Below are 26543 nucleotides of genomic sequence, written 5' to 3' on the forward strand. Positions count from 1 at the left end.
CCATGCTCCCTCCAGCTCGTTTGCGGCGTACATGACGGCCTCTGAACTTCAGAAGAGTGGCGGGATCGGCGCAAATCGATGGATGGGGTAATCACGAGCCCGACGGTGCAGCCGCGTCTGAATTCTCAGTGCCGGATCCTCGGCCCGCCTTGGTGTTCAGCACGCTGGGTGTGCGGTTCTGCTGGAGCCGGTGGCCCTCCGGTGTGACCGGTGTGTAGAGATTGATCAGCGCCCCGTCGGGGTCACGGATCAAGGCCGACAGGTTGCCCCACGGCATCATGGTCGGAGGTTGCACGACGTCGAGCTCGTCACCAAACTCGGTGACGAGCCGTTCGTACACAGCTTCGGTGTCATCGACGAGGAACTCCACGATGGCGCTGTGATTGGCGCCCCCACGAGGAGTGTCGACGGTGATGAACGCAACGCGGTCGGGGCCGCTCACCGCGAACGTCGCTGACGGTGTCACCAGTTCGACGAAGTCATCGGTCAGATACTGCGGGGTGGCTCCGGTGAGCACCTGGTAAAAGCGTACGAGGCGCGGAAGGTCCTCGGTGATCACGCGTACCGAGGCGAGTTGAACGGTATTCGATGTAGGCATGCCGCGACGCTAAATCAGATAGAGGTCAGTGTCCGCCCGGTATCGGAGCAATATTGAGGGTATGGCGCGACCGACCGCACGAGTGCTGGCCTTACTCGAGCTGCTGCAGGCTGGGGGGACCCGCACGGTCGCCGAACTTGCCGAGCGCCTCGAGGTCGATGGACGCACCTTGCGCCGCTACGTCGAGCACCTGCGTGAAATGGAAATTCCGGTAGAGGGCGTTCGGGGGCGGTACGGCGGCTACCGTCTCGCCCGTCATTACCGCATGCCGCCACTGATGCTGACCGACGAAGAGGCCCTCGCCGTGGTGTGGGCGCTGCTGTTCGACCGGCGTTCGCAGGCCGGTCCGGCATCATCGCTGGCGATGGAGAACGCGATGGCCAAGGTGCGCCGCGTGCTGCCCGATACGCTCGCGCGGCGCATCGACGCGGTGCTGCAGACCGTGGACTTCACCGGCGGCCCAAACCCCGCCGGCCCCGAAGGGACGAGCGCGGGCCAGCCTGGCCAGCGGAATGCCAAAACCCTGCTCGACCTGGCCGAGGCGGCACGGGACCGTCAACTGGTCGTATTCGACTATCGAACTCACCACGGCCGTGTGGCTCAGCGGCAAGTACAGCCACACGGCGTGGTGGCGCATCGCGGCGTGCTCTACCTGACCGGTTTCGACGTCGACCGGCAGGCGCCACGAACGTTTCGCCTGGAGCGGATGGCCGGCTTGCAAGTGCGGCCGGTTACTTTTGCCGCACCGACCGAAAGCGACCCGATCGCGCAGGTCGTCGGAGCCCTTTCCGCAGCACCGGGACGACATGAGGTGTCCGTGCTGGTCAACGCAGATTTGGCGTACGTGCAGACTCGGATACCGGACACCTTGGCGTCGGTAACACCGGTCTCCGACGTCGACGAAGGTGGGGCGTGGTCGCGGGTCTTCCTGCGCGCCGAACGCCTCGAATGGGTCGCGGGCACCCTGGCCGCTCTGGACCGTCCCTTCATCATCGAGCAGCCGTCGGCACTCCACGACGTGGTTCACGATCTGGGACGGCGCCTCATGGAGAACTCCGCCCGCCGAAACCCTCGCTCGTGAGGACCGCCCGTCGGCGGACTCCGGCTTCTCGATGTCACCGGGCTTCGAATGCCGCGCTGTCGAGCTGGTGCGCCGTCCATGAATCGTCGCCGGCACTAGTCGCCGAGCGGGTCGATGTGGTCGCCTGGTGCGCCTGCTGTCGGGATTAGGTGATTGTCATATGCCGCTGCTCATGCGAAAGCGATGGTCAGCTGGGCGCGATGGTGACGGTGATCGTGTCCCCGCGGCTCGGACCGATGCCGGCGGCGGCGCTGACCATTTGCTTTACCTGAGCGGGATAGGTGGTGGCCGAGCCGCCAGGGAAGATCCGAACGACCACGTTGAGCCGCGTCATGGGTCCCGGCTCCGGGCTGCGGACCTCGTCACCTGGTTGGCGCGGAAGATATCACTGACCGGAGCCCTCTCGCCACCAACATCACCAGCTTGGTCAGTTCACCGCCAGCGGTGAACTGACCGTCAACGCCAAATATGTGGTCGGGCCGTAGCCAACCCTCGGCAGGGTCTCGGCGTAACCGTCGGCGCCGTGCACCCGATTGGCGGGCCGTCGCGGATGGGTCGACCGGCGTCCTGCACGCCTACGACGGCCGTATGCCATGCTGCCGGACGATGGCGGTGCTGTCCGTCAGCTGGCTGCCCTGCCTCGTGCGCATTGAGGCACCGGAGGTTTTAGTAGGTTTCCGCGTTATATGCGGCTTTGGAGGGTGATCGCGCTAAGGTGACCAGGTGAGCACCGCGATTTTTGTCGCACCCTCAGGCTACTGTCACCAGGGACGAGACGCCGAGGAAGGACCCTGCCGTGAACCCTCCACCGGTCATTGCGCCAGATCGGCCCGCCGCCACCGACGAGCCGGAAGTCATCCAGCTGACCGCAAGCGAGTACGACCACGCAGTCGAGAATTCGCTCGCAGCGCTCGGATTCACCCGCGAGGATCTTCAGCGGCAGGCCGAGGACGATGCATTCGAATCATCTGCCGCGTTCATGATGTGGACTACGATTCGTGACTCCAACAACGCCGGAAGTGCTGGAGAAGCTAGCAGTTAACTTTGCGGAGGAGATGTCGGACCTCCTCAATCACACGGTGGCCGATGGCGTTCGCCTCAATTCGGTGATGAACGCAGATCGCAAACTATGTCATCTAGGCTATGGTCTGACCAGGGACCTGGTGGTCAACAGGAAGGTGTTTCCGCTGCGCCAGCGGGACAGTTATCCGAAGCTCTACATGGGGGTCTCGGCGCGCTCCATTATGGATCACGAGCAGCAGTACCTTACTCTGCGCAGTTCCGTATTTTCGTTGACGTTCGACGAGGATGGCACTCAAGAGTTTTGCCATTTCGATTACGAACGCGACAAGCTGGACGGATACCCGGAGTCCCATTTTCAGATCAACGCGGACTCGGACCCTATGCGGGACTTCCTGAAGGAATGCAAGGAGTCGGAAGGGCCGCTCAAGACCAAGAAGAAGGATGAAAATGGTCGCCGACCGCGGGGTCCTCGAGCGATCAAGAAGATCCACTTCCCGGCCGGAGCCCGGCGGTTTCGTACGTCCTTGGAGGATGTCGTTCAGTTTCTTGTCTCAGAGAAGATGGTCCCGGACCTGACGGCAGCTGAGCAGCAATACCTGGACAAGTCTCGGCAAGATTTTCACGATCTGCAGTTGCGGGCGGCGGTACGTCGTCGGCCAGAGGTCGCGGCAGAGGCGCTCCGGTCTATTGGTTGGAACGCAGAAGCGCCCCAATAGCCGCGCCACTCCTCTCGGTGAATTCGCTATGAGTTGATGTGCTTCCAGAAGTCGCAGCGGTGTCAGCGAATTAGGTGGCGCAGGCCGGTGATTCACAAGCGGCCAACGCGGTGTCAGCAGCAAGGGTCTGGGCCAACCGGCGCCAGGTAACACCCTCCGCCCCACGGGAGAAGATCGGGCTAGCCCAGGCAGATCGCTGGCGATATTCAGGTAGCGCCGTGAACCGGGCGCCGCAGGTGGGTACCGGCCGATAGTCTTCGGACATGACCGCGCTTGGCCGACTCTTGGCGCAGGAAAACACCGCAACCGACCTGCTCGCCTACCTGATCGAACTCGACCCGCACCCCCTGGCCGTAGTGCTGGATCTGCCAGCCGGCGAGTACATTGCGGAACGAGAAATAATGATCGGCGGCCGCAATCGCCTCGATCTCCTGATACGTCGGCACGGCTCACTCGAGCCCATGGCGCTGCTGGAACTGAAAGGCGCCTCCGGTGAGCACAACGACCAGCTCGGTAGATATGCCGCCTGGGCCGCCACCTCAGCCCCGGCCGCACGCTTGAGGTATTGCACTCTTGACGGCAGTGCCGCTGCTGAGGTCGACGGCCCCTGGTGCCCGCTCAGCCTGATCGATCTGTTCGGGGCGTGGCGCACAAGCTTGCATCCCCACGCGGCCTGGTTCGGCTCTGACATCGCGGACGTGCTGAAGGACTGGGACGCGCAAGCCGACGATGTGATCGGCTCCGTCACCGGCTGGTACGTCCCCGACCTGATCACTCGTCGCATAGCCGGCGCTCTCGGCGACCACGCCTACGCACTGCGCACGAAGGCCGGCAATCCAATGTTGCTGGCCTACCGACAGCATCTGAGCGGAAGCAGTGACACCTGGATCGGGGTCGACCTTCGATGTGAAGGCCGCAAATCACCCCAACGGCCGTGGCTCTTCCGCCCGTTCGTCGAGGTCAGTTTCGACAACCCAACCCCAGAGGCACAAGCGGCAGCACGCCAACTCGCGATAGCCATGCAGCCCGCCATGATGCTTCACGCGATCCAGCAGATCGTAAAAGATCCGGACGTCCTGAGCGCTAACCAGCACGGCGGACTACTCCGATACCGCGAAAGCGAACCGATCTTCTATCACGACAAGCAGGTGCGCCTCGCCACCCAGTTCAAGATGGACGTCAGCCGCGTGAACCGCCACGACGTGGCCGAAATGATCCGCGCCGTACTCGACCACCTCGACCATTTCGCCGCCCGTGCAGCAAACACCGCCGCCACGAGTAGTTAGCGCAGCCTGTGGTGAGCACCCACATCCGCCGTTGGTCTCCGCGCTCAACGGTGATCGGCCGAGCGCGGCGGCCATGATCAGCCAGGAAGGGGCTCGAGTCGATGACTCGTCTGACATGTATTCGAAGTCGTACCGCGAGTTCGCCCAGCGACTCGCGGTTGAGCTCGTCGAGCCAGACCGTTCGGGCTAACGGGGCCGGCCCGCGGCCCGAACCCAAAGTAGGGCACCGCGTTTCGGCGGCGCCCTACCGTTTGCGCCGGCAGCCATGTGGCGGCCTTGGCGGCGATCAATGGGCGGCGGTGTGCACCAGCATCAACGCGACGAAGACGATGAATGGCATTTCGGTCCCCCTCCTACTTGATTCGGTCTTCAGGCGGAACCTTAGCAAATCAATAGTTAAAGCATGTTATAAAAAGATTGCCCGTTTAGTCATTAAAAGTGCCGCGATGGATGGCCCCGGTCGGGCGACACTGAACCGATGCGAGCGGCCGGCCGGCGGTGTTGCGCCGGGTCGCCGCCCGTGCTGAGCGGCGCGGCGTGCGATCCGGCCAAAGACCCGCCCCTGAGTCGCCAGGGGCGGGTGTGTGATGACAAGAAGAGTCAGCGGTTGACGAACTTCCAGGTGATGCCGTTGATGACGCCCTGGTTGGTGTTGGCGAAGCGCTGGAACGCCGGCTTGCTCAGGTCCAGGTGGGTCGAGTCGCAGGACGGGCACTTGTCGCGCACCGGAACCGTGACGGTGATGCCGTTGTAGGTGACCTCGACGTTGTAGTTGCACACCGGGTCGTTGTTCGGGTTCGGTGTCGTCCACCAGGTGTACGAGACCGCGACGAGGTAGTCGGTCGCGGCGTTGATCTGCGTGCCGCAGGCCCCGTACCCGGCGTCGTCGTAATAGGTCGCCTTGCCGGTGAAGGTTTGCCCGACCGGGATGGCGGCGTTGGCGGGGTTGCCGGCGAGCAGCACGAGGATCGCTGCGACGGCACCGACGACCAGGCTGCGGCTCTTCATGTCCATTCGCTCCTTCACATCAGGCGGTGCCGGGCGCGTAGTAGGTGATGGTGAAGCCGGTGCAGTTGGCGCACTGCCGGATGACCTGGTTGCCGGGGACGGAGTCGGCCTTCGACCACGAGTACGCGTACGGGCAGTGGCTGCCGAGCGCGTTGCTGTAGGCGGTCTGCGCGTCGCGGTTCGGGTTGGTGCACAGCATCCGGGTGCTCGTACCGGGATAGTTGGTGACGTTCGCCGCCGGGCAGTACGGCAGCAGGTCGGTCGTGCAGCCCATCCTCTGGCAGCTGCCACCACCCGCCGGTGGCGCGGGCGCGTTGTTCGGCGCGATGGTCAGCGGTAGCGAGAAGGCGTTGACGTAGCTGACGTTGTACCAGGGTGCGAGCGAGTCGGCGGTGTCGAAGTTGAACTCCGCAAGGCCGGCGGGCTGTTCACCGACCGCGCAGCGGTTGGCGTACACGCCGCAGTCGCCGACGAGGCAGTGGAAGGTGCTGCCGGACGTGCCGGAGCAGTGCTGCCGCGCGACGAACTTGCCGCGCCAGTGGTTCGGGAAGGTGTTCTCCGGGATGGTGACGGTCGCCGACTGCCCGTTGGTGAGGGTGGGCAGGTTGGTGAAGTTCACCGACTGATCGGCGTTGACCTGGCTGCCGAGCCAGATGGTCTGACCCGACCGGTTCACGAACGTCACCGTGTGCGGGACGGCGGTCACGACGGGGGCGGCATGCGCGGGGACCGCCACTGCCATGGCCAGCAGCAGCAACGCTGCCAACGTTGTCATTTTTCGCTTCATGGTTCTCCTCCCCGGCTCAGGGTTCGGAGAGAGCGCCCTCTGTGTTCAGCAGTCTAGACACATCGAGGGACATTAATATAGATGTACGTCCATGGAACTGTTCCGGCGCGAGCAGCGCTCGTCCCGATGTGGGATGCGGGCGTCTCCTCGACTGGCGACAGCCTCAGTTCGGAGCAGCGGCACTGACCGTCTGCCGCGGTGACGGAGGCGCTCGGTAACCGCGCCGAATGACGATGAGCGCGGAACGCCGCCCCTGCCACGATTTGCCGACGAACCGGTCGGCGTCCGGCCGGTCCTGACTCGAGTTTGCCCCCCAGAGGGAGACTGTCCGGCATGCTTCGTAGCGCGGCTCTCGCATTGACGGCATTGATGGCTGTGGTGATCGGCTCGGCCCCGGCGGGGGCGGCCGGGGGTGGTCAGGACCCCCCTCATCCGGGGTCGGCGGGGATCGGCGACCCGTACTTCCCACTGGACGGCAACGGTGGCTACGACGTCCGTCATTACGGCCTGGACCTGCGGTACACCCCGGCCACCGACATACTGGCCGGCGCCGCGACGATCGAGGCCCGGGCGACCGAGCACCTGTCCGCGTTCAACCTCGACCTGCGGGGGATGACGGTTCGGTCGGTCATGGTCAACGACCGGGCGGCGACCTGGACCCGGGCCGGCGGCGAGCTGACCGTGACACCACGGGAGGCTCTGCGGGCCGGCCACTGGTTCACCATCCGGGTCGTCTACGACGGGGTGCCGGGGACGATCGACGATCCCGGCATCGGTACGAACGGCGCCTTCCCCACGGATGACGGTGTGCTCATCGCCGGGCAGCCGCACGGCGCGGCGCTCTGGTATCCGGTGAACGACCACCCGGCGGACAAGGCGGCGTACACCTTCCGGGTCGGCGTGCCCGAAGGGCTGACCGCGGTGGCGAATGGTGAGCCGGTGGGCCGGTCCACTCGCGACGGCTGGACGACGTGGCAGTGGGATGCCGCCGAGCCGATGGCCTCGTACCTGTCGACGCTGGCGGTGGGCAAGTTCGACCTGAAGTCGTACCGGGCGAAAGGTCTCAACTACCTGGACGCGGTCGATCCGGTGCTCGCTCGGCGGGAGGCGCCGCGCTCCGGTGAGCGGATGGCGATCAGCCGGCCGGGCAACTCGGCGTACAAGCGGCTGACGCGGACCATCGACGTGCCGGCCGGTGGCGCCACGGCCGGCTTCTGGGTGGATCGCAGCACCGAGAAGGACTTCGACTTCTTCTTCGTCGAGGCGCACACGGTCGGCGCCGACGACTGGACCACGCTGCCGGACGTCAACGGGCACACCTCGTCCGATGTGGGCTTCGCCTGCCAGTTTCGTGACCTGCGGGCCGAACATCCAGTCCTCGACCACTACCTGACACCGTCCGGGGACACCTGCATCCCGTCCGGTGCCACGGGTACCTGGTCGGCGGCGTCCGGCCGCAGCGGCGGCTACGAGCACTGGACGGCCGACCTGTCCCGGTACGCCGGGAAGCAGGTGGAGATCTCGCTGACCTCGGCCACCGACCGTCGCGGTTCGCTGCGCGGTGTCGTGGTGGACGATGTCACGGTGTCCACCGGGGTGGGCAGCACGTCGTTCGAGGCGGACGGTGATCCGCTGGACGGATGGGTCGCGGCGCCGGCGCCGGCGGGCAGCCCGGTCAACCCGAACACCTGGATCGCCGGGACGGTGGCCGACCTGCCGCCCACCGAGGCGCAGGACGTCGCCGCCGCGTTTGCCCGGCAGCCAGCGATCATCCGGTTCCTGAGCGGCACCTTCGGTCCGTACCCGTTCTCCATGGCCGGTGGTCTGGTCGACGCCGCGGACACGGAGTTCGCCCTCGAGACCCAGACCCGGCCGTTCTATCCGTCGATCATCTTCACCAGCGCGGAGGACTTCGGCCCCCAGGGCAGCAGCATCGTGGCGCACGAGCTGGCCCACCAGTGGACCGGCGACAGTCTGACGGTGGCCCGCTGGCAGGACATCTGGCTGAACGAGGGCTTCGCCGACTATGCGATGTGGCTGTGGGACGAGCACGACGGACGAGCCACCGCGCAGGAGACCTTCGATCAGTTGTACGCCGACCTTCCGGCGGACTCGGATTTCTGGACGCTGCGGCTCACCGGTCCGGGCCCCGAGCACCTGTTCGACGGGCCGGTCTACGACCGCAGCGCGATGACGCTGCACGCGCTGCGGCGCACGGTCGGCGACAAGGCGTTCTTCCGCCTCGTACGCGTCTGGACGACCACCCGGGCCGGCGGCAACGTGACCACGCCGCAGTTCGAGGCGCTCGCCGAAAAGGTCTCTGGACGTCAGCTCGACGACTTCTTCACCACCTGGCTGGACACCCCGGCCAAACCGGCCGAGGCCGGCCTCACTACGAAAGGCGTCAAAGAGCCGCGCGGCCAGACGGCCGACCGGGCACGAGGGGACAGCCCCGGCGCCCGGTGAGTTCGACGAACGGGTGTTTGCCGGGCGCTACTCGTGCGCCGGAGGAATCTGGGCCTGGGCCACCCACATGGCGATCTCCACCCGGTTCTTGAGATCGAGTTTCGTGCGGATGCTGGTCAGGTGACTGACCACCGTCCGCTCGCTCGTGTTGAGCTCGGCGGCGATCTGAGCGTTGGTGAGACCGCGTGCGGCTCGTCGGGCCACCCTCAGCTGGCTGGGGGTCAGCACGTCGGCCGGTTTCTCGTCGGTCGGCAGCGTGCCGCTGACGGCGTACTTCTTCAGTTGTGCGACGGTCATGGCCTGTGCGGTCGCGACCGCCGCGTTGGTCGCGGCGGTGCCTGACTTCTTGCGGGCGGCGCCGATGGTGACGGCGAGCTGGTCGTCCCAGAACGCGTCGTGCGCGTAGGCGACCGCTGTCGCTCCGGCGTGCAGCCGGACCGCTCGGATGTTCTCGCCGGTGTGCGCGGCGAGGATCGCGGCGCAGAACAGTGCTCCGCCGACGGCGTTGTGGTGCTCGAAATCGCTGGTGAGGATCGCGTTGACGTACTCGGCGGCGGTCGCGTCGTCACCTCGGGCGATCGCGATGATGGCGGCCGAGTGGAGCAGGGTCGTACCCCACTGGTTGGCGAAGCGGGCGGCCATCGGGAGTTTCTGGTCGGCCTGCTTCTCGTACAGCGTGATCGCCTCGGTGCTGACCCGGTGGGCGCCTTCGATGTCGCCGTCGGCGGCGAGCAACCAGGCCTGGATGCCGAGGGTCTGCCCGAGCGAGCCGTCCCGGCCCTCGGCCCGCAAAACCTCGATCAGCTCGGCGCCGGCCTCGACCCCGGCGGCCGGGCGGTTCGTTAGCCCTCGCGTGATCATGAGGCTGTTGACCGCTCCGGTCAGGACGTCCAGGTTGCCCAGCGGGCGGGCGAGTCGCACCGAGGTGTCGGCGTGCCGGGTCGCCGAGGCGTGGTCCCCGCGCCGGCCCGCGTTCACCGACAGCATCCAGTGCGCGATCGCCCGGTCCGTGGTCGAGGCGGCCGGGCCGGCGATGAGGTCGTGCAGGATCCGTTCGGTCTGGGCCACGTCCTGCTCGTGGGCGAGAAGACCGGCCAGCAGGAGCACCAGCTTCGGGTGGCTGGGATGACCCAGCGCCGCCGCGGCGTCCATCGCACCGCGGATGTTCTCTCGCTCGGCGGTGATCCTGGCCATCAGGACGGTCAGCGTGTCGCCCCACGGATTCGTGGCGAGCTGACGCTCGAATCCGGCCAGCCAGCCGATCAGGCGCCGCTGGGTCGGAGCCAGGTCGCCGGCGTCGGTCAGCGCCGCGAGGCCGAACGCCCGCAGGGACTCCAAGATCCGGAACCGGCCGGGGGCGTGCGCGTCGGTGACGATCATCGATTTGCGGGCGAGGTCGGCGAGCACCGCCCACAGCTGCGATCGGTCCAGCCGCATCCCGCCGGTGACCGCCGCGGCGGTGTGCTCGTCGAAGCCGTCGGGCAGCACGCACAACCGCGCGAACACCGCCTTGGTCGTTGCGTCGAGCAGGTCGTGGCTCCATGCGATCGCGCGGCGCAGACTGTGATGCCGGTCCAGGTTTCCGCGGCGGGCGTCAACGAGGACGTCGAGTCGCTCGGTCAGCCGGCGTAGCAGCCGATCCGGGGTCAAGAGGTCGCTCTGGTGGGCGGCCAGCTCGATGGCCAGCGGTAGCCCGTCGAGACGGTCGCAGATCTCGGCGACGACCTCGACCCAGGCGTCGACGTCGAAGTCCGGCCGCACGTCGCGGGCCCGCTGCGCGAAGAGCCGGACCGCGTCGGCGATCCGTGCGCCTTTGCCGGCCGGCCTGGCCGGCGGGAACGGCGCCAGCGGCAGGACCGCCTCACCCCGCACCCGGAGCGCCTCCCGGCTCGTCGTGAGGATCCGCAGCCCCGGAGCGGCATCGCGCAGTTCAAGGGTGAGTTGTGCGGTGCCGGCCAGCAGATGTTCGCAATTGTCGAGGATGAGCAGGGCCGCACCGCCCTCGGCGGCCTGGGCGACGACCTGCCGGAGGTCCTGACCGGCGCCGGCCAGGACGGTGCCGACAGCCCGGCCGATCAACCACTCCTGAGTCACCGCGGACAGGCGGACCCACCACACCCCTTTCGGGTAGTCGGCCCGGACGCGGTGCGCGACCTCACTGGCGAGCCGGGTCTTGCCGACACCCGCGGGACCCACCAGGCTGACCAGCCGTCTCCGCCACAGCAGTTCAGGCAGCTCGGTGATTTCCGGCCCGCGCCCGACGAAAAGATCCAGCGCCGGGGGTACGGTGCCCGTCTGCGGCGTGTCGCCGTCGGCGGCCGGGGTGAGCTCGGCGGAAACGGTCGCGGCCCCGTCGTGTGGTGCGGCGATGGCGGCGCCTTTGTGGTACTGCCGGTGCAGGGTGGAGGCCGGGATGTCGAGCACGTCCGCCAGTTCCCGCCAGCTCAGCCCACGAGCCCGCCCCAGCTCGACCGCGGCCCGCAGGCCCCGGCCGGTCACCCGCTGCGCCTCGGCGAAGGCGGCGGCCAAGGACATGGGTTCGGACGACCGCCCCGCCGCCGAGGCCACCACCATCAGCTGGCGCAGGAAGGTCTCGACCTCCGCGACCAACCGGCCGTCGTCCCGCTGCGTCATCATGCCCCCGCCCGCTGTCCGCACGCTCACATGGTCGATCGGCCAGGCGCTGCGGCCTTGGTGAGCGATCGGCCAGGCGCTGCGGCGCTGGTGAGCGATCGGCCAAACATATTTCAGTTCGGTCCGGCGATCGAGTCGCGCGGTCCGGTAGGGCAGCGGCAGAGGTGAGATCAGGACCCTTCCGAGTGGTAGCCCTGGGCGGTATCCAGGGCCTGGATACCGCCCAGGGCTACCACTGGAGGCATCGTCAATCAGCGGTGTACCCGAGCTTCCGCACCCGACAGGGCCGGCCGGGCGGCTTGGCCGAAGGGACGCAGCTGCGCGTGGGCCTGCCTGCCCCCGAGGCGAACGCGGTGGCCAGGTCCGGGATGTCGAGCAGGACGACGGTGCGCCGTCCGACGCCACCGACCAGCTCGATCGTGCCGTAGGCGCCGGCGAAGGTCCGGCTCGTGCAAGCCGTGCCGACCGATCCGTTCGCGGTGCCGTCGACCCTCGTGCCGACGACTGCCGGCGGCCGCCCCTGCAGGCAGCCCAGGACGAGGTCGTGCAGGCGAGGCGCGTCGAGCAGGCCACGAGGAGCGCCGGCCGGGGTGGAGGCGTCGGTCCTGATGATGGGCGGGGGCGGGCGGCGCAGGTCGGTCAGGCCGATGCGCAGCAGCACGTCCCGGATCATCAGCACGGTGTCATAGCTGAGGATGGCCCAGCCACCGGCCAGCCGTCGGTCGGCCTCCGGATCACCCGCGCCGCGGCAGCGCTGGAGCACGTTGTGGACGTCGTCGGCGAAGTCCTCCAGCCGTCCGGCGTCGTGCGGTCCGAGGCCGCGTACGGAATCGGGATGGGTGAGGCTTTCGCACGTGAGGACCGGGCCCCGGGAGGTGATCAGAACGCTGGTCCGGTGCGGGACCAGGCCGGCGAGCTCGCCGTCGGCGAGGAATCGGGTCGCCGAGTCGGCCACCGCCACCTCGGGGCGCTTGGGGCAGGCGACCTGGACGAGCTCGGTGAACGCGGCGACGTCGGTGTACCGGCCGCCGAAGAACAGCACCTGCGGCCGCTCGGCGGAGCCGGCGGACGCCGGGCACGCGGATTTCCGCAACTCCTCGGCCGGTTCTCCGCGCGACCACGGCCACAGACCGATGCTCGCGCCTCGTTTCGTTCCCGCCGTGGCACCCGGCCGGCGGGTTCTTCCCGCCGCGGCGACCTGACGGTCGGTCCCCGCCGCCGCGGCACCCGGGCAGAGATTCGCGGGAGAGCCCCCGCTGGGGTTCCAGGCGGTGGCGTCGTGCAGGGCTTCGGGCCGGAAACCGGCGCGCTTCCAGACATCGCAGGTGAGCGTGCCGAGATAGAGATCAGTGGTGTCGAAGCCGGGCGCGATCCGGTCCGGGTCGACCGGGTAGTAGTAGACCAGCTTCTTGGCCGACCCGGCGGCGTACCGGGTGATGACCTCGACCTGGTCGTCGTTGACGGTGTTGACCGAGAAGAACACCGGCCGTCCGGCTCCGGGCGCTTCGGCCGGCACGCGGATCTCATCGCCGAAGCCGTCGGCGGTCATCGTGGGGCTGAGCATGGCGATCCCGTCCCGGCCGAGCGACTCGTGGAGCGCCTTCCGCACCTCCGTCGTGCTGTTCAGCGTCACCACCGCCGCGATCAGGCGCCGGTCGGTGTCCAGGGCGAGTTCGTGCAGGCTCCGCCGCATCCGGAACAGGTGCTCGCCCACGGCCGCCTGGTCGGCTCCGCCGGTGAGATCGCCGGAGTTCACGATGGCCAGCTGGACGTAGGGCATCCGCTGGTCCCGGCCGGCGTTGATGCGTACCTGGGCCGCGTAGGCGCCGGCCAGGCCCTCGTGCTCGGCCACCGTCGACCGGATCGGCCGGGTCGGCGAACTCGTGGTCAGCGACGTGACCAGCGCGACGGTGACCACCCCGCGGCTGCTGCCGGCCGCGGCCTGGCCGACCCGCTTGTTCTCCCGGTAGATCAGATTTACGTCGAACAGGCCCGCGTTGTCGTCGGGCCCCGGCTTGTGCACCGTGACCCGGGACTCGATCCACCCGGGCACGGCGTCACGGACGTCCCGGCCGAGGTCCTTCCAACCCAGGCAGGTGCGCGAACCGATCCACTCGTCGTGCTCGACGTCGACGTCGTCGGTACCCGTTCCGGTGAGGCAGTACGGCTGATCGACGCTGTGATGTACGTACACGAGACCGGTCATCAGCAACGCCGTCAGGCCGTAGAACAACAGGTGGGCCGCCCGCTGACGGGCCCGGCGGGGCAGGATCACCGTACCCATCACCCACCGGGCACCCTGGACCAGAGACCAGAGCGACACCCTCCACCGGCAGCGGGGGCGCCGGGCCGGATCCTTGTAGTCGGTGACGAACACGGCCGATGGGCGACGGAAGACCGCGACGATCGGCGACAGCCACACCCGGCGGCGCCGGTAGGCGCGCAGCAACGGCGGCATCGGTGCTCCGGGCGCCGTACCGACCAGGAGAAGGGGCAGCTTCTGCGGCACGTCGGTGAACCGGAAGACCGTGCGGCGGCGCCAGTCCCGCCGCAGGTCGGCCAGGAGCGCGCGGGCCAGGTCGTGGTCGGTGGGATGGGTGACCGGCGGAATCATCCGCACCGCGGCCCTGAGGATGTGGAGCAGGCTCGCGGCCAGACCGAGAAGGACCAGCAGGCTCCCGGTCATCCAGACCGTGTCGTCCCAGGTCTTCCCGGCGGCCGCGCCCATCACCGTCCCGCCGGCGCCGATCACGATGAGCCAGAACAGGGTCACCGGTTCCAGCAGCGTCTTCAACCGGGTCCAGCCCCGGGCTTCCCGGCCACCGGTCAGCCGGTCGTAGGCGGGGGTCTCCGGGGCCGGGCCGCCGCCAGCGAGTGCCTCATCGATCACGCGTCGCAGGGGCTGCCCCGCCGGCGCATGGAGAAACCAGCTGTCGGGGCGCCCATCGCAGGCGTCCTCATGCCACCGTGTGCGGAGGGTCTTCTCCAGCCGCCAGTCGACACGCGACGCCGGCACGAGCGGGCGTGCCCCGATTCGCCTTCCGCGCTGGGCGGCCAGAGCAGCACGCGTCGCGACCGCCCTCTCCGCGTCGAGGTACTTCGCAGATTCCACGGTCCGGCCCCCTGGGTCCGACATCGATGGGACGGTCATCGGCCGATTCGCACCGAGAACGAGCCGGTGTTGTCGTCGTACTGCAGGTCGTTCACCCCTAGATAGAGTTCGCCGCCGGCGGTGGCCCGGCTGTTCATGGTGCTGCCGACCGGGAAGGCGACGCCGTCCGCACCGATCCGGCCGATCAGCGCCCCGTAGGCCGCTGTCGAAATGCGTGCGTTGGTGCCTGGGCTCCCGTCCGGGCCGTTCGACCGACCGATGCTGGGGTTCACCGTCCCGTCGGCGTCGACGGTGAAGGACTGCCCATCGGTCAGCGTGACGCCGGTGGACGTCCACGGGGCCTCACCGCGGACCGTCACCATGACCGAGGTGGCGTCCGGCGAGTTTCGCGCCAGGAAGGCGGTGACCGTCATCAGCAGACAGATCCCGGCGGCGGCCACGGTGATGGCCCCCCAGTGGTCGCGTACCGGTTTCAGCTGCTTCCAGGACCGCTTCGGCCGGGTCGTTCGCACGTCCTGGCGTACGGCCGAGCGCTGGTGTGTCCGAGCCGGCTCCGGGGGCGGGACTGGACGTCGAGCGGCCGGCGGGCCGCTGACCAGGCGCGGGCGTACGGTCGCCGGGCCGGGACCGAGCGGCCGGGATGCGGCTGACGGGCTGGGCGCCACGGTGAAGATGTCGCCGTTGGACTGCCGGAGGAACAGGACCGGCGTTCCCCACTCGAGAGTGCCGGGCCGGTCCGAGCCCACGTCGACGCGCGCGTCACGCACCGCCAGGTCGATCGGGCGGCCGGCGGCCACGGACCGGTAGAAAGAGCGGGTGAACTCGATCGCGGCTCGGTCCGAGATCTCGTACTGCATGGCGAGAACCGCCGGGACTCCCTTGCGGATCAGCGTGGCGGCGGCGCTGGAGAAGATGTCGCTCGAGTTGCCGACCGCCGACTCGCAGGAGTTCAGCAGCACCATCCGCAGGGACGGGTGGCCGTTGAGGACCTGGGCCAACCAGCTTGCTCGCAAGGGGTACGAGTCGCCGTCCTCGCCCCGGAGGTAGAACACTCCTTCGCCCGCGGCCTCGTCGTAGCCGCCGTGCCCGACCAGGTGGAGGATGTGCCAGTCGGCCCGGTTGAGTGCCGTCTTCAGGTCACGCCAGGTCTCACCCACAGCCCAGGTCAGTTCGACCTGGCCGGTACGGCAGAGGCCGCTGAGAGCTTCCAGCAGGTGAGCTCGTTCCGTGTCCACGTCGAGCCGGTCGAGTTCGTCCGGGCGGGAGCTGGTGCCGAGGACCCGCAAGGGCGACGTCACCCGCAGCGGGCGTACGGGCTCGAGGAACGGCGTGTAGCGGACCAGGGGCATGCTCAGGGACAGGTAGTCGTCGCGGCGCGTGTCGTACAGGAACTCCCACGGCAACGAGGCCAGCTCCGGTGGGCGGATGCGCAGCACGAGGCGTACTGGCCGGAACTGTTGCGCGGCCACCTGACAGGTGGTGTCGAGCAGCACGCGGACGTCGCCGGTGAAGAGGATCGCGAACAGTAGTTCGCCGACCTCCTGAGCCTCCTTCTCGTTGGGGGAGGGCAACCGGCGGGTGGTGGCGGCCGACGACAACAACGCGAGCCGGAGTCGTTCGAGGCTCCGGACGACGACCGCGCCATCGCGGTCGAACATCGACTCGCCGGAAGCCTCGCCGCCGAGGGCGGACCGGGCGTCGACCCGATAGCTGCCGTCGGCACCACTCACATCGACTTCGAGTGAAACGCTGTCACCGGTCACCAGTACGCCCCCGGTTGCCCTTCGCTCCTTATCGCGGTGCCGACGTCGCCGGCGCCAGCCGGCCGCCGCAGGCGCTGCAGAAGGCGGCGTTGTCCGGGTAGGCGGCGCCGCACGCCGGGCAGAAGCCGCCGGTAGCGGCGTGCCGCGGGTGCGGAACGGGGGAGCCCGAGACCGGCGTGCTGACGAGCGTGGCCGGCGCCGACGTCCATGGTTCGCTGGTCGGCGAAACGTCGTTCGTGGGCACACCGCCCGGCGGGGCGCTCATCGGCGGTGCGCCGGCTGACACCGGGCTGTCGAACGTGGGTGCGTACGGTCCCTCGGGATAGGACGACAGCCCGGGCCCCGGGTAAGACGCGCCGGGCAGCTCGATCAGTGTGGCGGCGGCACCGGACCGGCGACGGCGCCGGTGCCGGATCCCCAGCAACACGAGCGCGAGGAGCGCCACACCGGCGGCCGCGACCGCGCCCCAGACCAGGGCCGGGTGGCCGGAAGACCTGGCCGGAGCCGGCGGCTCGACCGGGTCTCCGAATTGCTGACGCAGGTTCGCGGCCTCCCGGCTCCGCTGTTTGGCCAGAGCGTGCTCAGGCATGATCGCGACGACCTCGTTGAAGCCGTTGATCGCTTTGGTGTAGTAGCCGTGGTAGAAGTCGTCGAGGGCGGTGCGGTAGAGCGCGTCGATCCGGCCGGGAGTGTTGGCCACGCCATGCCGGGCGAGCACCTCGGCGACGACCGACGAGGGGACGATGAAGTTGCCCTTGTTGCTCGCGCTCGTGTTGCTGGCGATGCCGAGCACCCGGCCGTCGAGCGCGACCGCGGGACCGCCGCTCATGCCTTTGCTCAGCGTCGCGCTGGTTCGGTAGAACAGGTTGCCGGGGCCGTGAACTCCGGTGGTGTCGACCGAGTTGATCTGGCCGTTCTGATTGGTCAGCGCGACCTGATCGCCGTCCGCGTCCTCGAACGGATAACCGATGGACACCATCTCCTGTCCTACCTGCGCTTCGTCACGGGGCGCGAGCAGCGCGACCGGCAGGTCATCCTCTTCGACCTTCAGCAGCGAGACGTCACCCTGGTCGAAGGGCAGCACCTCGATCGCCCGGGCGCTGATGCCGTCCTTGGGATTCTTGACGTCGGGCAGGGACGCCACTCCACCGCCCAGCTGCACTTGAACGGAGACGCTCGGTGGCGAGTCACGGTCCTTGCCGAAGACGACCCACCGGTCACGGCCGGACATCGCGCTCGCCACGATCCGGTCGCGCCGGGACGCGCTCACCACTCCGTCCCGCACCGCTTGGTCGACGACGTCCTGTACGGCTTTGAGCTTGGCCCCACCCATGCCGGAGTCGAGGCAGTGACCGGCCGTCACCACGTATCCGTCCGAGCTCACGATCTCGCCGGTGCAGGCGCCGGACCACTTGCGGGTGGTCACTGTGTTGTCCCCGAGGTCGACGTTCGCCGTCCAGTCGGTGCGAACCATGACGGTGGCCGGCTGGACGGCGTCGATGGCGCGCCGCTGCGGCGTCACCTGTTGACGAGCATCGCTGCCGGGAGGCTGAGGCGAGGGTGCCGCCGTCGCGGGTACGGCGGTGAGGGCGAGCCCGGTCGCGACAATCAAAGTGGCGACGCCGGCGCGCTGAGACGGACCTGCTAACACGAGATTTCCCTACGATCTGGTTTTGGATGAGCCGACATGGTGGCATGGCGATCCTGGTCGAGAAGCGCCGCGGCGTCGTTTTCCGGTGTCGCGAAATTAACAGGGTGAACCTCGCCGTGCCGATCATCCGTCCGGGGCACAATCGACGCGTCCAATCGTGCGCACCGTGGAGGTATTAATGGGCCATATGACGTTGACGGCCGACATCTTCGTCGATCGCGAGATTCCGGTTGAGGTCGAACGTGACCTGGTCGACGCCCTTACGGCGGCGGGCGTGTACGCCACGGCCAAGGTCGTTCCCAACCGCCGAGGCATGTCCGATGTGTCGTGGCTGATCCTGATCGCGGTGCCGGTGCAGGCCTTCCTGAACAGCCTGGGTGAGGCGGCTGCGGCCGACGTGTGGGCCCGCGTCAAGGCGGCGCTGCGGCGCATGCCCCGGAAATCGGTGGCTGGTCGGAGCCGGCCGGTGATCCTGCAGGATCCGGAGACGGGACTGAGTCTCGTGCTACCACCGGATCTGTCCGATGAGGGTTATCGGCAACTCGGACAATTGGATCTGTCCGCTTTTGTTGAGGGCCCCATTCGTTATGACACCCCGTCGCGCCGCTGGGTGTCGGACAGCGACGATTCGCGAAAGAAATGAACCGAACGGATTAGCTCTTCCGGGTACGAGGGAATGAGTCAGCGACCGGATAAATGCGCGGCCGTTTCGATCCGACGAATCGTGTTCACCGCGGAATACTTTCGACCGCCGACGGCCCAGCCGGTGCCGCGGGTGGTGCCGCGGGTGGTGAGGCGGGTGGTGCCGCGGGTGGTGAGGCGGGCGGTGAGGCGGGCGGTGAGGCGGGCGGTGACGCGGGTGGGGTGCCGGCGGGGACGGGCGTAGTGACAGCGCCCGGCGGGTCGCGGCGCAGGACCAGGGCCGTGCCCGCGACCGTGGCGGCCAGCACGAGCAGAGCGGTGAGCGGACCGGCGACCCACAGCAGAACCGCCGGCACCCGGGGGCGTTGCCGGAACGACACCGGCCGCTCCACCCGCAGCGAGCCGGCCACGGCCACCACGCGCAGGGCCCGCCCGGCCCCGGCCGTCCACGGCCGTGGCGCGGTGACCTCCAGCTCGGCGGAACCGGTGGCGCCGGGTGGCACGGTGACCGTCGCGGGGCGGAAGGCGACCCCGACGCCGCGCTCGGTCGTCCCGGCGCCGAGCCGGACCGCGAGCGGAGTGTTCCCGGTGTTGACCAGCTCGATCGCGTACGTGGCGGACTCCTCGCCGTCGGCGACCTCCGGCCGGACGACGGCGTCCAGGGCGGGCGCGCCGGTGACGGTCAAGGTCAGCTCGGCGCACCGGGCGTGTTCGGCCCCGCGTAACACCACGCCGAGGACGTGCCGGCCCGCGTACGGGGGGCCGTCGAGAGCGGCGCCGATCCGTACGGTGACCGTGCGGGTGTCGCCGGGGTTGAGCTCGACCCGAGCCGGGGTGGCGGCCTGTCCCGCGGGCAGGCCACGCACCTCCATCTCGTAGTGGCTGACCAGCGTGCCGGTGTTGGTCACCCGTACGGTGACGTCACCGGACTGCCCGGGCCGCAGCGTGAGCGTCTCGGGTTCGAGCGAGACGAGGACCGGCGCGAGGGTCAGCCTTCGACGCGTGGGTTGATCCATGCGCACCAATCCTGTGTGGACGCCCCGGCCGCCTCGGCCCGGATCCGGATCGCGGTGGCGCCGAGCCCGGTGGGTCCCTGCGCCGGCGCGAGGTCGACGTCGAGGTCGTACAGGATCGTGTCCGACGCCTTGTCGTGTATCCGGTACAGCTCGGTCGCGGTGCCGTCGGCCTGGACGGCGGAGACGACGAAGTCCGCCTCGCCGGCCGACACTCCGCTTCTCGGATCGAGTTCGATGAAGCCGATCCGGCTGCGGAACCGGTCACCGGGCACGACGGGCGACGGCAACGCGAAGTCGCCGTTGATCCATCCGTCCTGCTGCCAGGCCGGGTGCGTCTCCAGATACTCGGGGGCCGTGTGGTCCTCCAGCACCCAACTTCCCGGCCGGTGCACCAGGGCGAAGCCCGCCGCGGTCTTCTGCGTGTTGGAGTTCTGGTCGAAGTCCTCACCCCCGGACGACGGCTCGCCTGCGCTGGTGCGCCAGACCGCCTGCGTCGCCATCGGGATCAGAGGCATCACGACGCGCTTGAAGGTGGCGCCGACCGTCCGGTTCACCGTCGTGTCGACAGTGCACACCGGGTCGGTGCCCGCGCAGTCGCCGACCCAGCCGGTCAGCGCGAAGCCCGCGGCCGGCGTGGCCGTGAGGCTTCGGGCGGGGGCGGCTTCGTCGTACGGCTCGCCACAGTCGCTGCCGCAGTCGATGCCGGGCCCGGTGATCTTCCCGCCGACGGGCGTCTGCACGGTGAGCGCGGGACGGTTGGTCACGTCGATCGACTGTTTCGCATCGAGGACGTCACCGCCGGGGAAGGTGGCGGTCACCTTGACCGTGTATTTCCCTTCCACCGTCCACGCGTGGGTGACCTTCGGCCCCTGGGTCGTCGTGGTGTCGCCGAAGTCCCAGGCCACGGAGTCGGGCTGGGTCTTACCGGCGGTCACGACGAGCTCGAAGTCGATCTTCTGGTCGGTCATCGCCGTCTGCGCGGAGAGCTTCAGGGTGATCTCCGGCCGCACGACCGACGGGAGCGCGGAGGGTCCTGACGGCGGCCCGCTCGGGTCCGGGCTGGACTCGGCGCCACCGGACGGTTCACCGGACAGCGGGGCCGAGGGTGCCGACGGGGTGCTGGACGGCGCCGCGGAACTGTCGGAACCAGGCTGCTCGGACGGCGTCGTGGAAGGAGGCGGCGCGGATGGCGAGGTGCCGGCGAGTGAGCTCGGTACTTCTCCCGGCGTACCCGTGGAAGGCTTGGTCCTGTCGTATTTGGGCACCGCCACCACGTCGCCGTTGGCGCGGATCAGCCCGGCCCGCTGCGACGCCGGGTCGTTGAAGAAGACCAGGCCGTCGCGGGCGACCAGCTGGAAGTCGGCGGGCGGGCGGAGCACCGTGGGTCGCGCGACAACGGTGTTGGTGCCGAGGTCGACGATGAACACGCGGCCGTGGGTCAGCTCGGGGACGAAGAGCCGTCCGCCGCTCTCCACGGGAGTTCCGAGCCGGTTCCCCGCGTCGGTCAGCGCGATGGCCCGGTCACATCCCGGACCGCTGATCTCGCACACGCTCACCATCCCCCGGTACGTCGGATAGACGCGCGCCGAGCGGGGCGAGGCGCCGATGGCCGGGTCGCGGGCGTTGCCGAGCTCCAGACGCACCGTCGCCGTGCGGGTGCCGTCGTCCGGGTCGAGCGCGTAGGCGTCGGAGGTGGCCAGGTCGATCAGGACCGGCTCATCACCGGCCAGCAGCAGACGGCCCGCCCCGGCGGTCACGGCGTCGCGCCGGACGACGCTGCGGTCGCCGCTGACGATGCTGAGATTTCCGGTACGGGCGTCCAGCGTCCACAGCGCACCCGCGGAGTCCATCACCGCGGTGCCCGGTTCGGTGGCCGCCGCCAGCGGCCGGGGCGCCCTCTGCGCGGCGAGCGTCTCCGGGTCCACCTCGGCCAGCAGCCCGTGCACGGTGTCGAGCGCGTAGAGCACGTCGTCGGCGGCGAAGACCCGTACGCCGGCCGAGGCGCCCGGGATCACCGTGGCACCCGGTTCGTCGTGGCCGAGCGGCGGTACGGCGGTCATCGTCGCGCCGTCGACGCGGCGAACGGTCCCGTCGACGGCGTCCACGATGTAGGCGTCGGCATCGTGTTGCACGACGTCGAAGCCGTGGCCGGGCGGCGTGACGCCGACCCGGGCGGCCACCTCGGCGTTGATCCCGTCGATCAGGGCCAGTTCGCCGGTACGGGCCGAGGGCAACCACGCGGCCCCGGACATCAGCCGCGGCACCTCGGCCGAGTACCCGTCGTCGGCCCCGGCCACGATCCCGGCGATCAGGCCGGCCGTGATGGCAGCGGCGGCGCCGGCAGCCGCGACGCGCCGAGTGACCGGACGTTTTGCCGTCGTTGCCATGTCATCGCCCCCGGTCGCGGATCAGGATCGGCCGCGGGTCGAGCCACGCCGCCACGGTGGCGCGCAGGCCACGCCGGCGACGCAGCGCGGCCCGCAACGCCGAGTCGGCCCGCCACGCCTCGTCCGCGGAGTCCGCGCCGGGCGGCTCGGCGGCGTACAGGGCCGCGCCGACCAGGGGAGCCAGAGCCACCACCGCGGCGGCCGTGTCGCCGAGGCGGCGCCGGGCCTGCTCGGCCGTCTCCAGCACGGTCCAGGAGCGGCTGACGGCCAGCCCGGCCTCGCGCAGCCGGTCGGTGCACTCCCGCCAGGCGCCGCCGATGCGCTGGGCCGGGGTGCCGCGGCGGCGCCGGCGGGTACGGCGGTGCTTCTCGGCCACGACCGCGGCCGGCAACACGATCGCGAGCAGGACGACCCCGGCCAGTACGAGCAGCGTCCAGTCCCACCCGGACAGGCCGGCTGGGATCGTCAGGTCGGGCCGCACCACGACGGTCGGCGTGGTGGTTCCGCCCGTCGAACCGGACTGGTCCGGCTTGACCGGCTTATCCGGGGGCGGCGGCGGGCCGTTGCGGTTGGCCGGGTCGACCGGGTCGAAGGACATCCAGCCGTAGCCGTCCATGCTGACCTCGGCCCAGGCGAAGGCGTCCCGGGAGCGCACGGTGTAGACGCCGGCGGACGGTTTGCGCAACCGGTAGCCGGTCGCCACCCGGGCCGGGTAGCCGAGCGAGCGGGCCATGGCGACGAACGCGGCCACGTACTGCTCGCCGTACCCTCCGGTGCCGCTCTCGCCTGGTACGAACAGCCGCCGCAGCCGGTCCAGCGAGTGCCCGGGCGGCGAGGCCAGGTTGTACCGGAGCCCGCGGAGCCGCTTCTCCAGCGCTTCGAGCTTGCCGTAGTCGTCCGTCGCGGCCGCGGTGCTGATCGTGGCCTGCTGGCTCAGCTCGACCGGGAAACCGGCCGGCAGTTCCGTGTACGCCGGGGACGGCACGAACGGCTTCGCGGTGACCTTCGCCCGGTCGACCGGCCGGACGGCGGCGACGAGGTCGTAGGTGAGTCCCGGGCGGACGGCCGGGGCGGCGGCCAGCACCCCGGAACCGGCGGCGTACCCGACGTCGGTGGCGGTGATCCGCTCCGGCTGTCCGATCGCGGGCAGGTAGGGCGCGTCCAGCTGGTGGATCTCGACGTGCAGGTCGACCCGGGCGGCGTCCCTCAGCGGCAGGTCCGTGGCCAGCTCCCGCCCGGCCAGCAGGAAGCGGTCGCTGGAGGTCCACTGGGCTCCGTCGTAGGTGTCCAGGGCGGCCGTGCGTACCCTGTCCACCTTGATCGGCCGGGTCTCGTCAATGGCCCGCACCCGCACCGTGAAGAGGTCCCGCGACGGCTCCCGCAGCTGGCTCTTCAGCACCGCCAGGGGGTTGAGCGTGTCCTCGATGTCGAGCGGCACCGGGACCAGTTCCCGCGGGTCGAACCGGTCGGACCCGGCGATCGGCACGACGGCGGCGAACGCCACCCCGGCCGCCGCGACGGCCGCCACCACGGGCAGCCCGAACAGCGCACGCCCGGCCAGCCGCGCGCCCTGAGTCACTCCTTCCAGGCGGACGGCCCGGACGAGGATCTGCACGAGCGACGCCAGGAGCATCACCGCGGCGACCGGAAGAGCGCCGCCGGCCCGGCCCGCGGTCAGCAGCAACGCGGCGGTCAGGGCGATCGGGGGTACGGCGGCCGGAGCGAGCAGCCGACGGGTACGCAAGGTCAGCATCGCGGCGGCGAAACCGCACACGTACAACATCAGCGCCGGGGTGATCAGGAGCTCGCCGCGTACGTCCGCGGGCAGGCCGACCGTGAGCATCCGCACCCATCCGGTGGTGATGCCGGTGCCCGCCGTCCGCAAGGTCTCCCCGGTCGGCACGCCGTGCCGGAGCGTGCCCGGGAGCACCGCGTACACGAGGACGAGCGCGGACCCCGCGACGGTGACGACGGCGGTGATCACCGCGCGCAGGCGTACCAGTGCGGCGAGCACGGCGATCGTGGCGCCACCGGCGGCGGCGATCAGCAGCGGCGGCAGGTAGCTCCGGCCGACGAAGAAGTCGCCGTACACCGGCGCCGCGGCGGCGACGGCCACCGCGCCGAGCGCGATCTCGGCCTGATGCAGCGGTCCGGGCCTCACGGCGACACCAACTCGTTCCAGGCCAGGGCGAAGTCCGCGGGGCCGCGGGCGGCCAGCGACACGACGCCGGGCAACTGCGCCGGGGCCTGGAAGGTGGCGGCGAACTGCACCAGGCTCACCATCAGGAAGCGGGGCCGGAGGCGGGGGAGCACGGCCAGTTCCGTGGCGCCGGGCCGCCCGGTGACCACGCCGAGCGAGACGGCGCCCTGCTCCGGCGCCAGGGCGGGCAGGGCCGCGAGCCCCTGGTCGGCCGGATCCCGGCCGACCGCGGCCAGGAGGTCCAGCACCTGGGTGCGGCCCAGGCCGTCCTCCTCGACGGTCGCGGCCTCGCCCCCGGTGGTGCGCAGATCGAGCGGGAAGCCGGCGCGCAGGGCGGCGACGGCCAGGGAGGCGGCGGCCCGGACGGCGTGCTCGAACGAGTCGTCGTCGTACGGTGCGGCGCTGGTGTCCAGCACCACCATCAGCCGGGGCTCGTTGGGCACCACGTTGTGCCGGACCATCAGCTGACCGGTACGCGCGCTGGACTTCCAGTGAATCAGCCGCCAGTCGTCGCCGGGCACGTACTCGCGGAGGCTGTGGAAGGCGATCCCGCCCTGCGGCGCCAGGCTGGACGTCGGCCCGTCCTGGTCCTGGGCCCGGCCCGTCGGCAGCGGCGCCACGGTGTCGACCGGCGGGTGCACCCACAGGGTGGAGGTCTCGCCGAAACGCTTGGACACCTCCATCAGCCGCAGCGGATCGGCGTGCCCGACCGTCAGCGGCCCCACCTGGTAGACGCCCCGCCGGCCGGTCGGCAGCGGGTAGCCCGACTCGTGGCTTTCCCCCGCCGCCAGGCTCGGCACCGGCACGCCCACGCTCCGGCCGTCGACCGACTCGGTCACCGAGACCGGCGGGCACCGGCGGCTCATCCGGTTGCTCACCGTCAGCACGCCGGCCGCCGCGTCGCCGGCGGTGACCCGGTTGGGCCGGATCTCGCGGCGGGCCACCAGCCGCGGCCGGGCCAGCATCCAGAGTCCGGCGGCGAGCAGCGCGAACAGGGCCGCGAAGCCGAACACGGCGAGCTCCGGGTAACCCAGCGCGGCCGACGCGACCAGGAACACCAGCGCGGCGACGGCGGCGGCCCAGCCGTTCGGGGTCAGCACCGGCTCACCGGGCCGAGGCGGCCTGGGGCACGGGCACGGCGGCGAGGATGCCGTCCATGACCGAGGCCGCCGTGGCGCCGCGGATCGCGGCTTCCGGCGTCAGGATCAGGCGATGGCGGAGCACGTGCACCGCCATCGCCTTCACGTCGTCGGGCAGCACGTACTCGCGGCCCTCGACGGCGGCGCGGGCCTGAGCCGCCATGGCGAGGGCGTTCCCGGCCCGGGGGCTGGCGCCGAGCCGCACCGTCTCGGGCTGGCTGCGAGTGCCGCCGACCACGGCCACGATGTACGCCCGGATCGGGTCGGCCACGTGCACGGTCCGGGTCACCTCGATCAGCCGCAGCAACTCGTCGGTGCTGCTGACCGGGTTCAGTTGCTCGGGCAGCCGCCGGGCGATCGCGTCACCGATCACCCGCAGTTCCTGCTCCGGCGCCGGGTAGCCGAGCCGCAGCTGCATCATGAACCTGTCCAGCTGGGCTTCGGGCAGCGTGTAGGTGCCCTGGTGGTCGTAGGGGTTCTGGGTGGCGATGACGAAGTTCGGCGCCGGCAGTTCGTAGGTGCGCCCGTCGATCGACACCTGCCGCTCGCCCATCGCCTCCAGCAACGCCGACTGGGTCTTCGGCGACGCCCGGTTGATCTCGTCGGCGAGCACGATGTTCGCGAACACCGGTCCCGGGTGGAACTCGAAGCGCTGGTTCGCCGCGTCGTAGATGTTGACGCCGACCACGTCGGAGGGCAGCAGGTCGGGGGTGAACTGGATCCGGTGCACCCGGCCGCCGACCGAGTGGGCGATCGCCTTCGCCAGCGTGGTCTTCGCGACCCCCGGGACCCCCTCGATGAGCAGGTGCCCCTCGGCGAGCAGGCAGATCACGGCGGCCCGGACCATGTCGGTGTTGCCGTGCACCACGAGTTCGACGTTGTCGACGAGGGCGCGCACCCGGTCGCGTACCCAGGGCAGGGTTCCCTCTCCCGACTCACCCGGCGCTGTCATAGGGGCCCCTCCATCGGTGTTACGTACTGTCACTCCAAGTGGAACGCAAGGTGATGGCGGCCCACCGTTGTGGCACTCGGCG

At 69.8% G+C, this 26543-nt stretch carries 19 protein-coding genes; 6 read left to right on the plus strand and 13 right to left on the minus strand.

Features of this window, described 5'->3' with window-relative positions; translation table 11 throughout:
- Positions 1-91: 91 nt before the first annotated feature.
- The gene (locus ACGFIO_RS34525) at positions 92-598 is read right to left on the minus strand and encodes a VOC family protein (protein ID WP_392833008.1); all 507 of its coding nucleotides are present in this window, start codon (positions 596-598) and stop codon (positions 92-94) included.
- Positions 599-659: 61 nt separating this feature from the next.
- On the opposite strand from ACGFIO_RS34525, the gene ACGFIO_RS34530 reads away from it, so the two are divergent.
- On the plus strand, positions 660-1679 hold the full coding sequence (locus ACGFIO_RS34530) for a helix-turn-helix transcriptional regulator (RefSeq protein ID WP_392833011.1): 1020 nt from the start codon (positions 660-662) through the stop codon (positions 1677-1679).
- A gap of 187 nt (positions 1680-1866) precedes the next feature.
- Here the strand turns inward: ACGFIO_RS34530 and ACGFIO_RS34535 are convergent, their stop codons facing one another.
- The gene (locus ACGFIO_RS34535; RefSeq protein ID WP_392833013.1) at positions 1867-2013 is read right to left on the minus strand and encodes a hypothetical protein; all 147 of its coding nucleotides are present in this window, start codon (positions 2011-2013) and stop codon (positions 1867-1869) included.
- A gap of 462 nt (positions 2014-2475) precedes the next feature.
- On the opposite strand from ACGFIO_RS34535, the gene ACGFIO_RS34540 reads away from it, so the two are divergent.
- From ACGFIO_RS34540 to ACGFIO_RS34550, 3 genes are all read left to right on the plus strand, one after another.
- On the plus strand, positions 2476-2721 hold the full coding sequence (locus ACGFIO_RS34540; protein ID WP_392833016.1) for a hypothetical protein: 246 nt from the start codon (positions 2476-2478) through the stop codon (positions 2719-2721).
- Positions 2678-3418 (plus strand): hypothetical protein, encoded by a 741-nt coding sequence (locus ACGFIO_RS34545; RefSeq protein WP_392833019.1) that lies wholly within the window; start codon positions 2678-2680, stop codon positions 3416-3418. Before ACGFIO_RS34540 ends, ACGFIO_RS34545 begins: the two co-directional genes overlap by 44 nt.
- A gap of 263 nt (positions 3419-3681) precedes the next feature.
- Positions 3682-4704 carry a hypothetical protein gene (locus ACGFIO_RS34550; RefSeq protein WP_392833021.1) on the plus strand — a complete coding sequence of 341 codons (1023 nt, stop codon included), beginning with the start codon at positions 3682-3684 and terminating at the stop codon, positions 4702-4704.
- 600 nt (positions 4705-5304) lie between these two features.
- On the opposite strand, the gene ACGFIO_RS34555 is transcribed toward ACGFIO_RS34550, so the two are convergent.
- Positions 5305-5712, minus strand: coding sequence for a cysteine/serine endopeptidase inhibitor (locus ACGFIO_RS34555; RefSeq protein ID WP_392833024.1), 408 nt, complete (start codon positions 5710-5712; stop codon positions 5305-5307).
- Between the two features lie 19 nt (positions 5713-5731).
- The gene (locus ACGFIO_RS34560; RefSeq protein WP_392833026.1) at positions 5732-6487 is read right to left on the minus strand and encodes a thaumatin family protein; all 756 of its coding nucleotides are present in this window, start codon (positions 6485-6487) and stop codon (positions 5732-5734) included.
- Positions 6488-6832: 345 nt separating this feature from the next.
- Here ACGFIO_RS34560 and ACGFIO_RS34565 point away from each other — a divergent pair, with 345 nt between their 5' ends.
- Positions 6833-8965 (plus strand): M1 family aminopeptidase, encoded by a 2133-nt coding sequence (locus ACGFIO_RS34565; RefSeq protein WP_392833028.1) that lies wholly within the window; start codon positions 6833-6835, stop codon positions 8963-8965.
- Positions 8966-8992: 27 nt separating this feature from the next.
- On the opposite strand, the gene ACGFIO_RS34570 is transcribed toward ACGFIO_RS34565, so the two are convergent.
- The 4 genes from ACGFIO_RS34570 to ACGFIO_RS34585 form a co-directional block, all read right to left on the minus strand.
- Positions 8993-11623 carry a LuxR C-terminal-related transcriptional regulator gene (locus ACGFIO_RS34570; protein ID WP_392833030.1) on the minus strand — a complete coding sequence of 877 codons (2631 nt, stop codon included), beginning with the start codon at positions 11621-11623 and terminating at the stop codon, positions 8993-8995.
- A 223-nt stretch (positions 11624-11846) separates the two neighbouring features.
- Positions 11847-14489, minus strand: coding sequence for a hypothetical protein (locus ACGFIO_RS34575; protein ID WP_392833032.1), 2643 nt, complete (start codon positions 14487-14489; stop codon positions 11847-11849).
- 257 nt (positions 14490-14746) lie between these two features.
- Positions 14747-16441 carry a CHAT domain-containing protein gene (locus ACGFIO_RS34580; protein ID WP_392833033.1) on the minus strand — a complete coding sequence of 565 codons (1695 nt, stop codon included), beginning with the start codon at positions 16439-16441 and terminating at the stop codon, positions 14747-14749.
- A 61-nt stretch (positions 16442-16502) separates the two neighbouring features.
- A complete protein-coding gene (locus ACGFIO_RS34585; protein ID WP_392833036.1) occupies positions 16503-17996 on the minus strand; it encodes a trypsin-like peptidase domain-containing protein in 1494 nt (497 codons plus the stop codon).
- 286 nt (positions 17997-18282) lie between these two features.
- Between ACGFIO_RS34585 and ACGFIO_RS34590 the strand changes: the two genes are divergently transcribed.
- Positions 18283-18768 (plus strand): hypothetical protein, encoded by a 486-nt coding sequence (locus ACGFIO_RS34590; protein WP_392833038.1) that lies wholly within the window; start codon positions 18283-18285, stop codon positions 18766-18768.
- 85 nt (positions 18769-18853) lie between these two features.
- Here the strand turns inward: ACGFIO_RS34590 and ACGFIO_RS34595 are convergent, their stop codons facing one another.
- From ACGFIO_RS34595 to ACGFIO_RS34615, 5 genes are read right to left on the minus strand one after another with little or no spacing between them, the layout of a single operon-like run.
- Positions 18854-19783: a hypothetical protein gene (locus ACGFIO_RS34595; protein WP_392833041.1), complete on the minus strand. Its 930-nt coding sequence runs from the start codon at positions 19781-19783 to the stop codon at positions 18854-18856.
- On the minus strand, positions 19756-22170 hold the full coding sequence (locus ACGFIO_RS34600; RefSeq protein ID WP_392833043.1) for a PKD domain-containing protein: 2415 nt from the start codon (positions 22168-22170) through the stop codon (positions 19756-19758). The genes ACGFIO_RS34595 and ACGFIO_RS34600 overlap by 28 nt, the downstream gene beginning before the upstream one ends.
- Before the next feature lies 1 nt (position 22171).
- Entirely contained in the window at positions 22172-24331 is a 2160-nt protein-coding gene (locus ACGFIO_RS34605) for a transglutaminaseTgpA domain-containing protein (RefSeq protein WP_392833045.1), read from the minus strand.
- Positions 24328-25470 (minus strand): DUF58 domain-containing protein, encoded by a 1143-nt coding sequence (locus tag ACGFIO_RS34610; RefSeq protein WP_392833048.1) that lies wholly within the window; start codon positions 25468-25470, stop codon positions 24328-24330. The genes ACGFIO_RS34605 and ACGFIO_RS34610 overlap by 4 nt, the downstream gene beginning before the upstream one ends.
- Before the next feature lie 4 nt (positions 25471-25474).
- Complete coding sequence (locus tag ACGFIO_RS34615; protein ID WP_392833050.1) at positions 25475-26461, minus strand: AAA family ATPase; 987 nt, start codon at positions 26459-26461, stop codon at positions 25475-25477.
- Positions 26462-26543 lie beyond the last annotated feature (82 nt).

The sequence above is a fragment of the Actinoplanes sp. NPDC049265 genome, assembly GCF_043197135.1.
Lineage (GTDB): Bacteria > Actinomycetota > Actinomycetes > Mycobacteriales > Micromonosporaceae > Actinoplanes.

What these genes read in the sequence shown, in the direction of transcription:
- ACGFIO_RS34525 (WP_392833008.1), bottom strand. Translation starts at nt 598, where the DNA reads ATGCCTACATCGAATACCGTTCAACTCGCCTCGGTACGCGTGATCACC.
- ACGFIO_RS34530 (WP_392833011.1), top strand. Translation starts at nt 660, where the DNA reads ATGGCGCGACCGACCGCACGAGTGCTGGCCTTACTCGAGCTGCTGCAG.
- ACGFIO_RS34535 (WP_392833013.1), bottom strand. Translation starts at nt 2,013, where the DNA reads ATGACGCGGCTCAACGTGGTCGTTCGGATCTTCCCTGGCGGCTCGGCC.
- ACGFIO_RS34550 (WP_392833021.1), top strand. Translation starts at nt 3,682, where the DNA reads ATGACCGCGCTTGGCCGACTCTTGGCGCAGGAAAACACCGCAACCGAC.
- ACGFIO_RS34555 (WP_392833024.1), bottom strand. Translation starts at nt 5,712, where the DNA reads ATGAAGAGCCGCAGCCTGGTCGTCGGTGCCGTCGCAGCGATCCTCGTG.
- ACGFIO_RS34560 (WP_392833026.1), bottom strand. Translation starts at nt 6,487, where the DNA reads ATGACAACGTTGGCAGCGTTGCTGCTGCTGGCCATGGCAGTGGCGGTC.
- ACGFIO_RS34565 (WP_392833028.1), top strand. Translation starts at nt 6,833, where the DNA reads ATGCTTCGTAGCGCGGCTCTCGCATTGACGGCATTGATGGCTGTGGTG.
- ACGFIO_RS34595 (WP_392833041.1), bottom strand. Translation starts at nt 19,783, where the DNA reads ATGGATCAACCCACGCGTCGAAGGCTGACCCTCGCGCCGGTCCTCGTC.
- ACGFIO_RS34600 (WP_392833043.1), bottom strand. Translation starts at nt 22,170, where the DNA reads ATGGCAACGACGGCAAAACGTCCGGTCACTCGGCGCGTCGCGGCTGCC.
- ACGFIO_RS34615 (WP_392833050.1), bottom strand. Translation starts at nt 26,461, where the DNA reads ATGACAGCGCCGGGTGAGTCGGGAGAGGGAACCCTGCCCTGGGTACGC.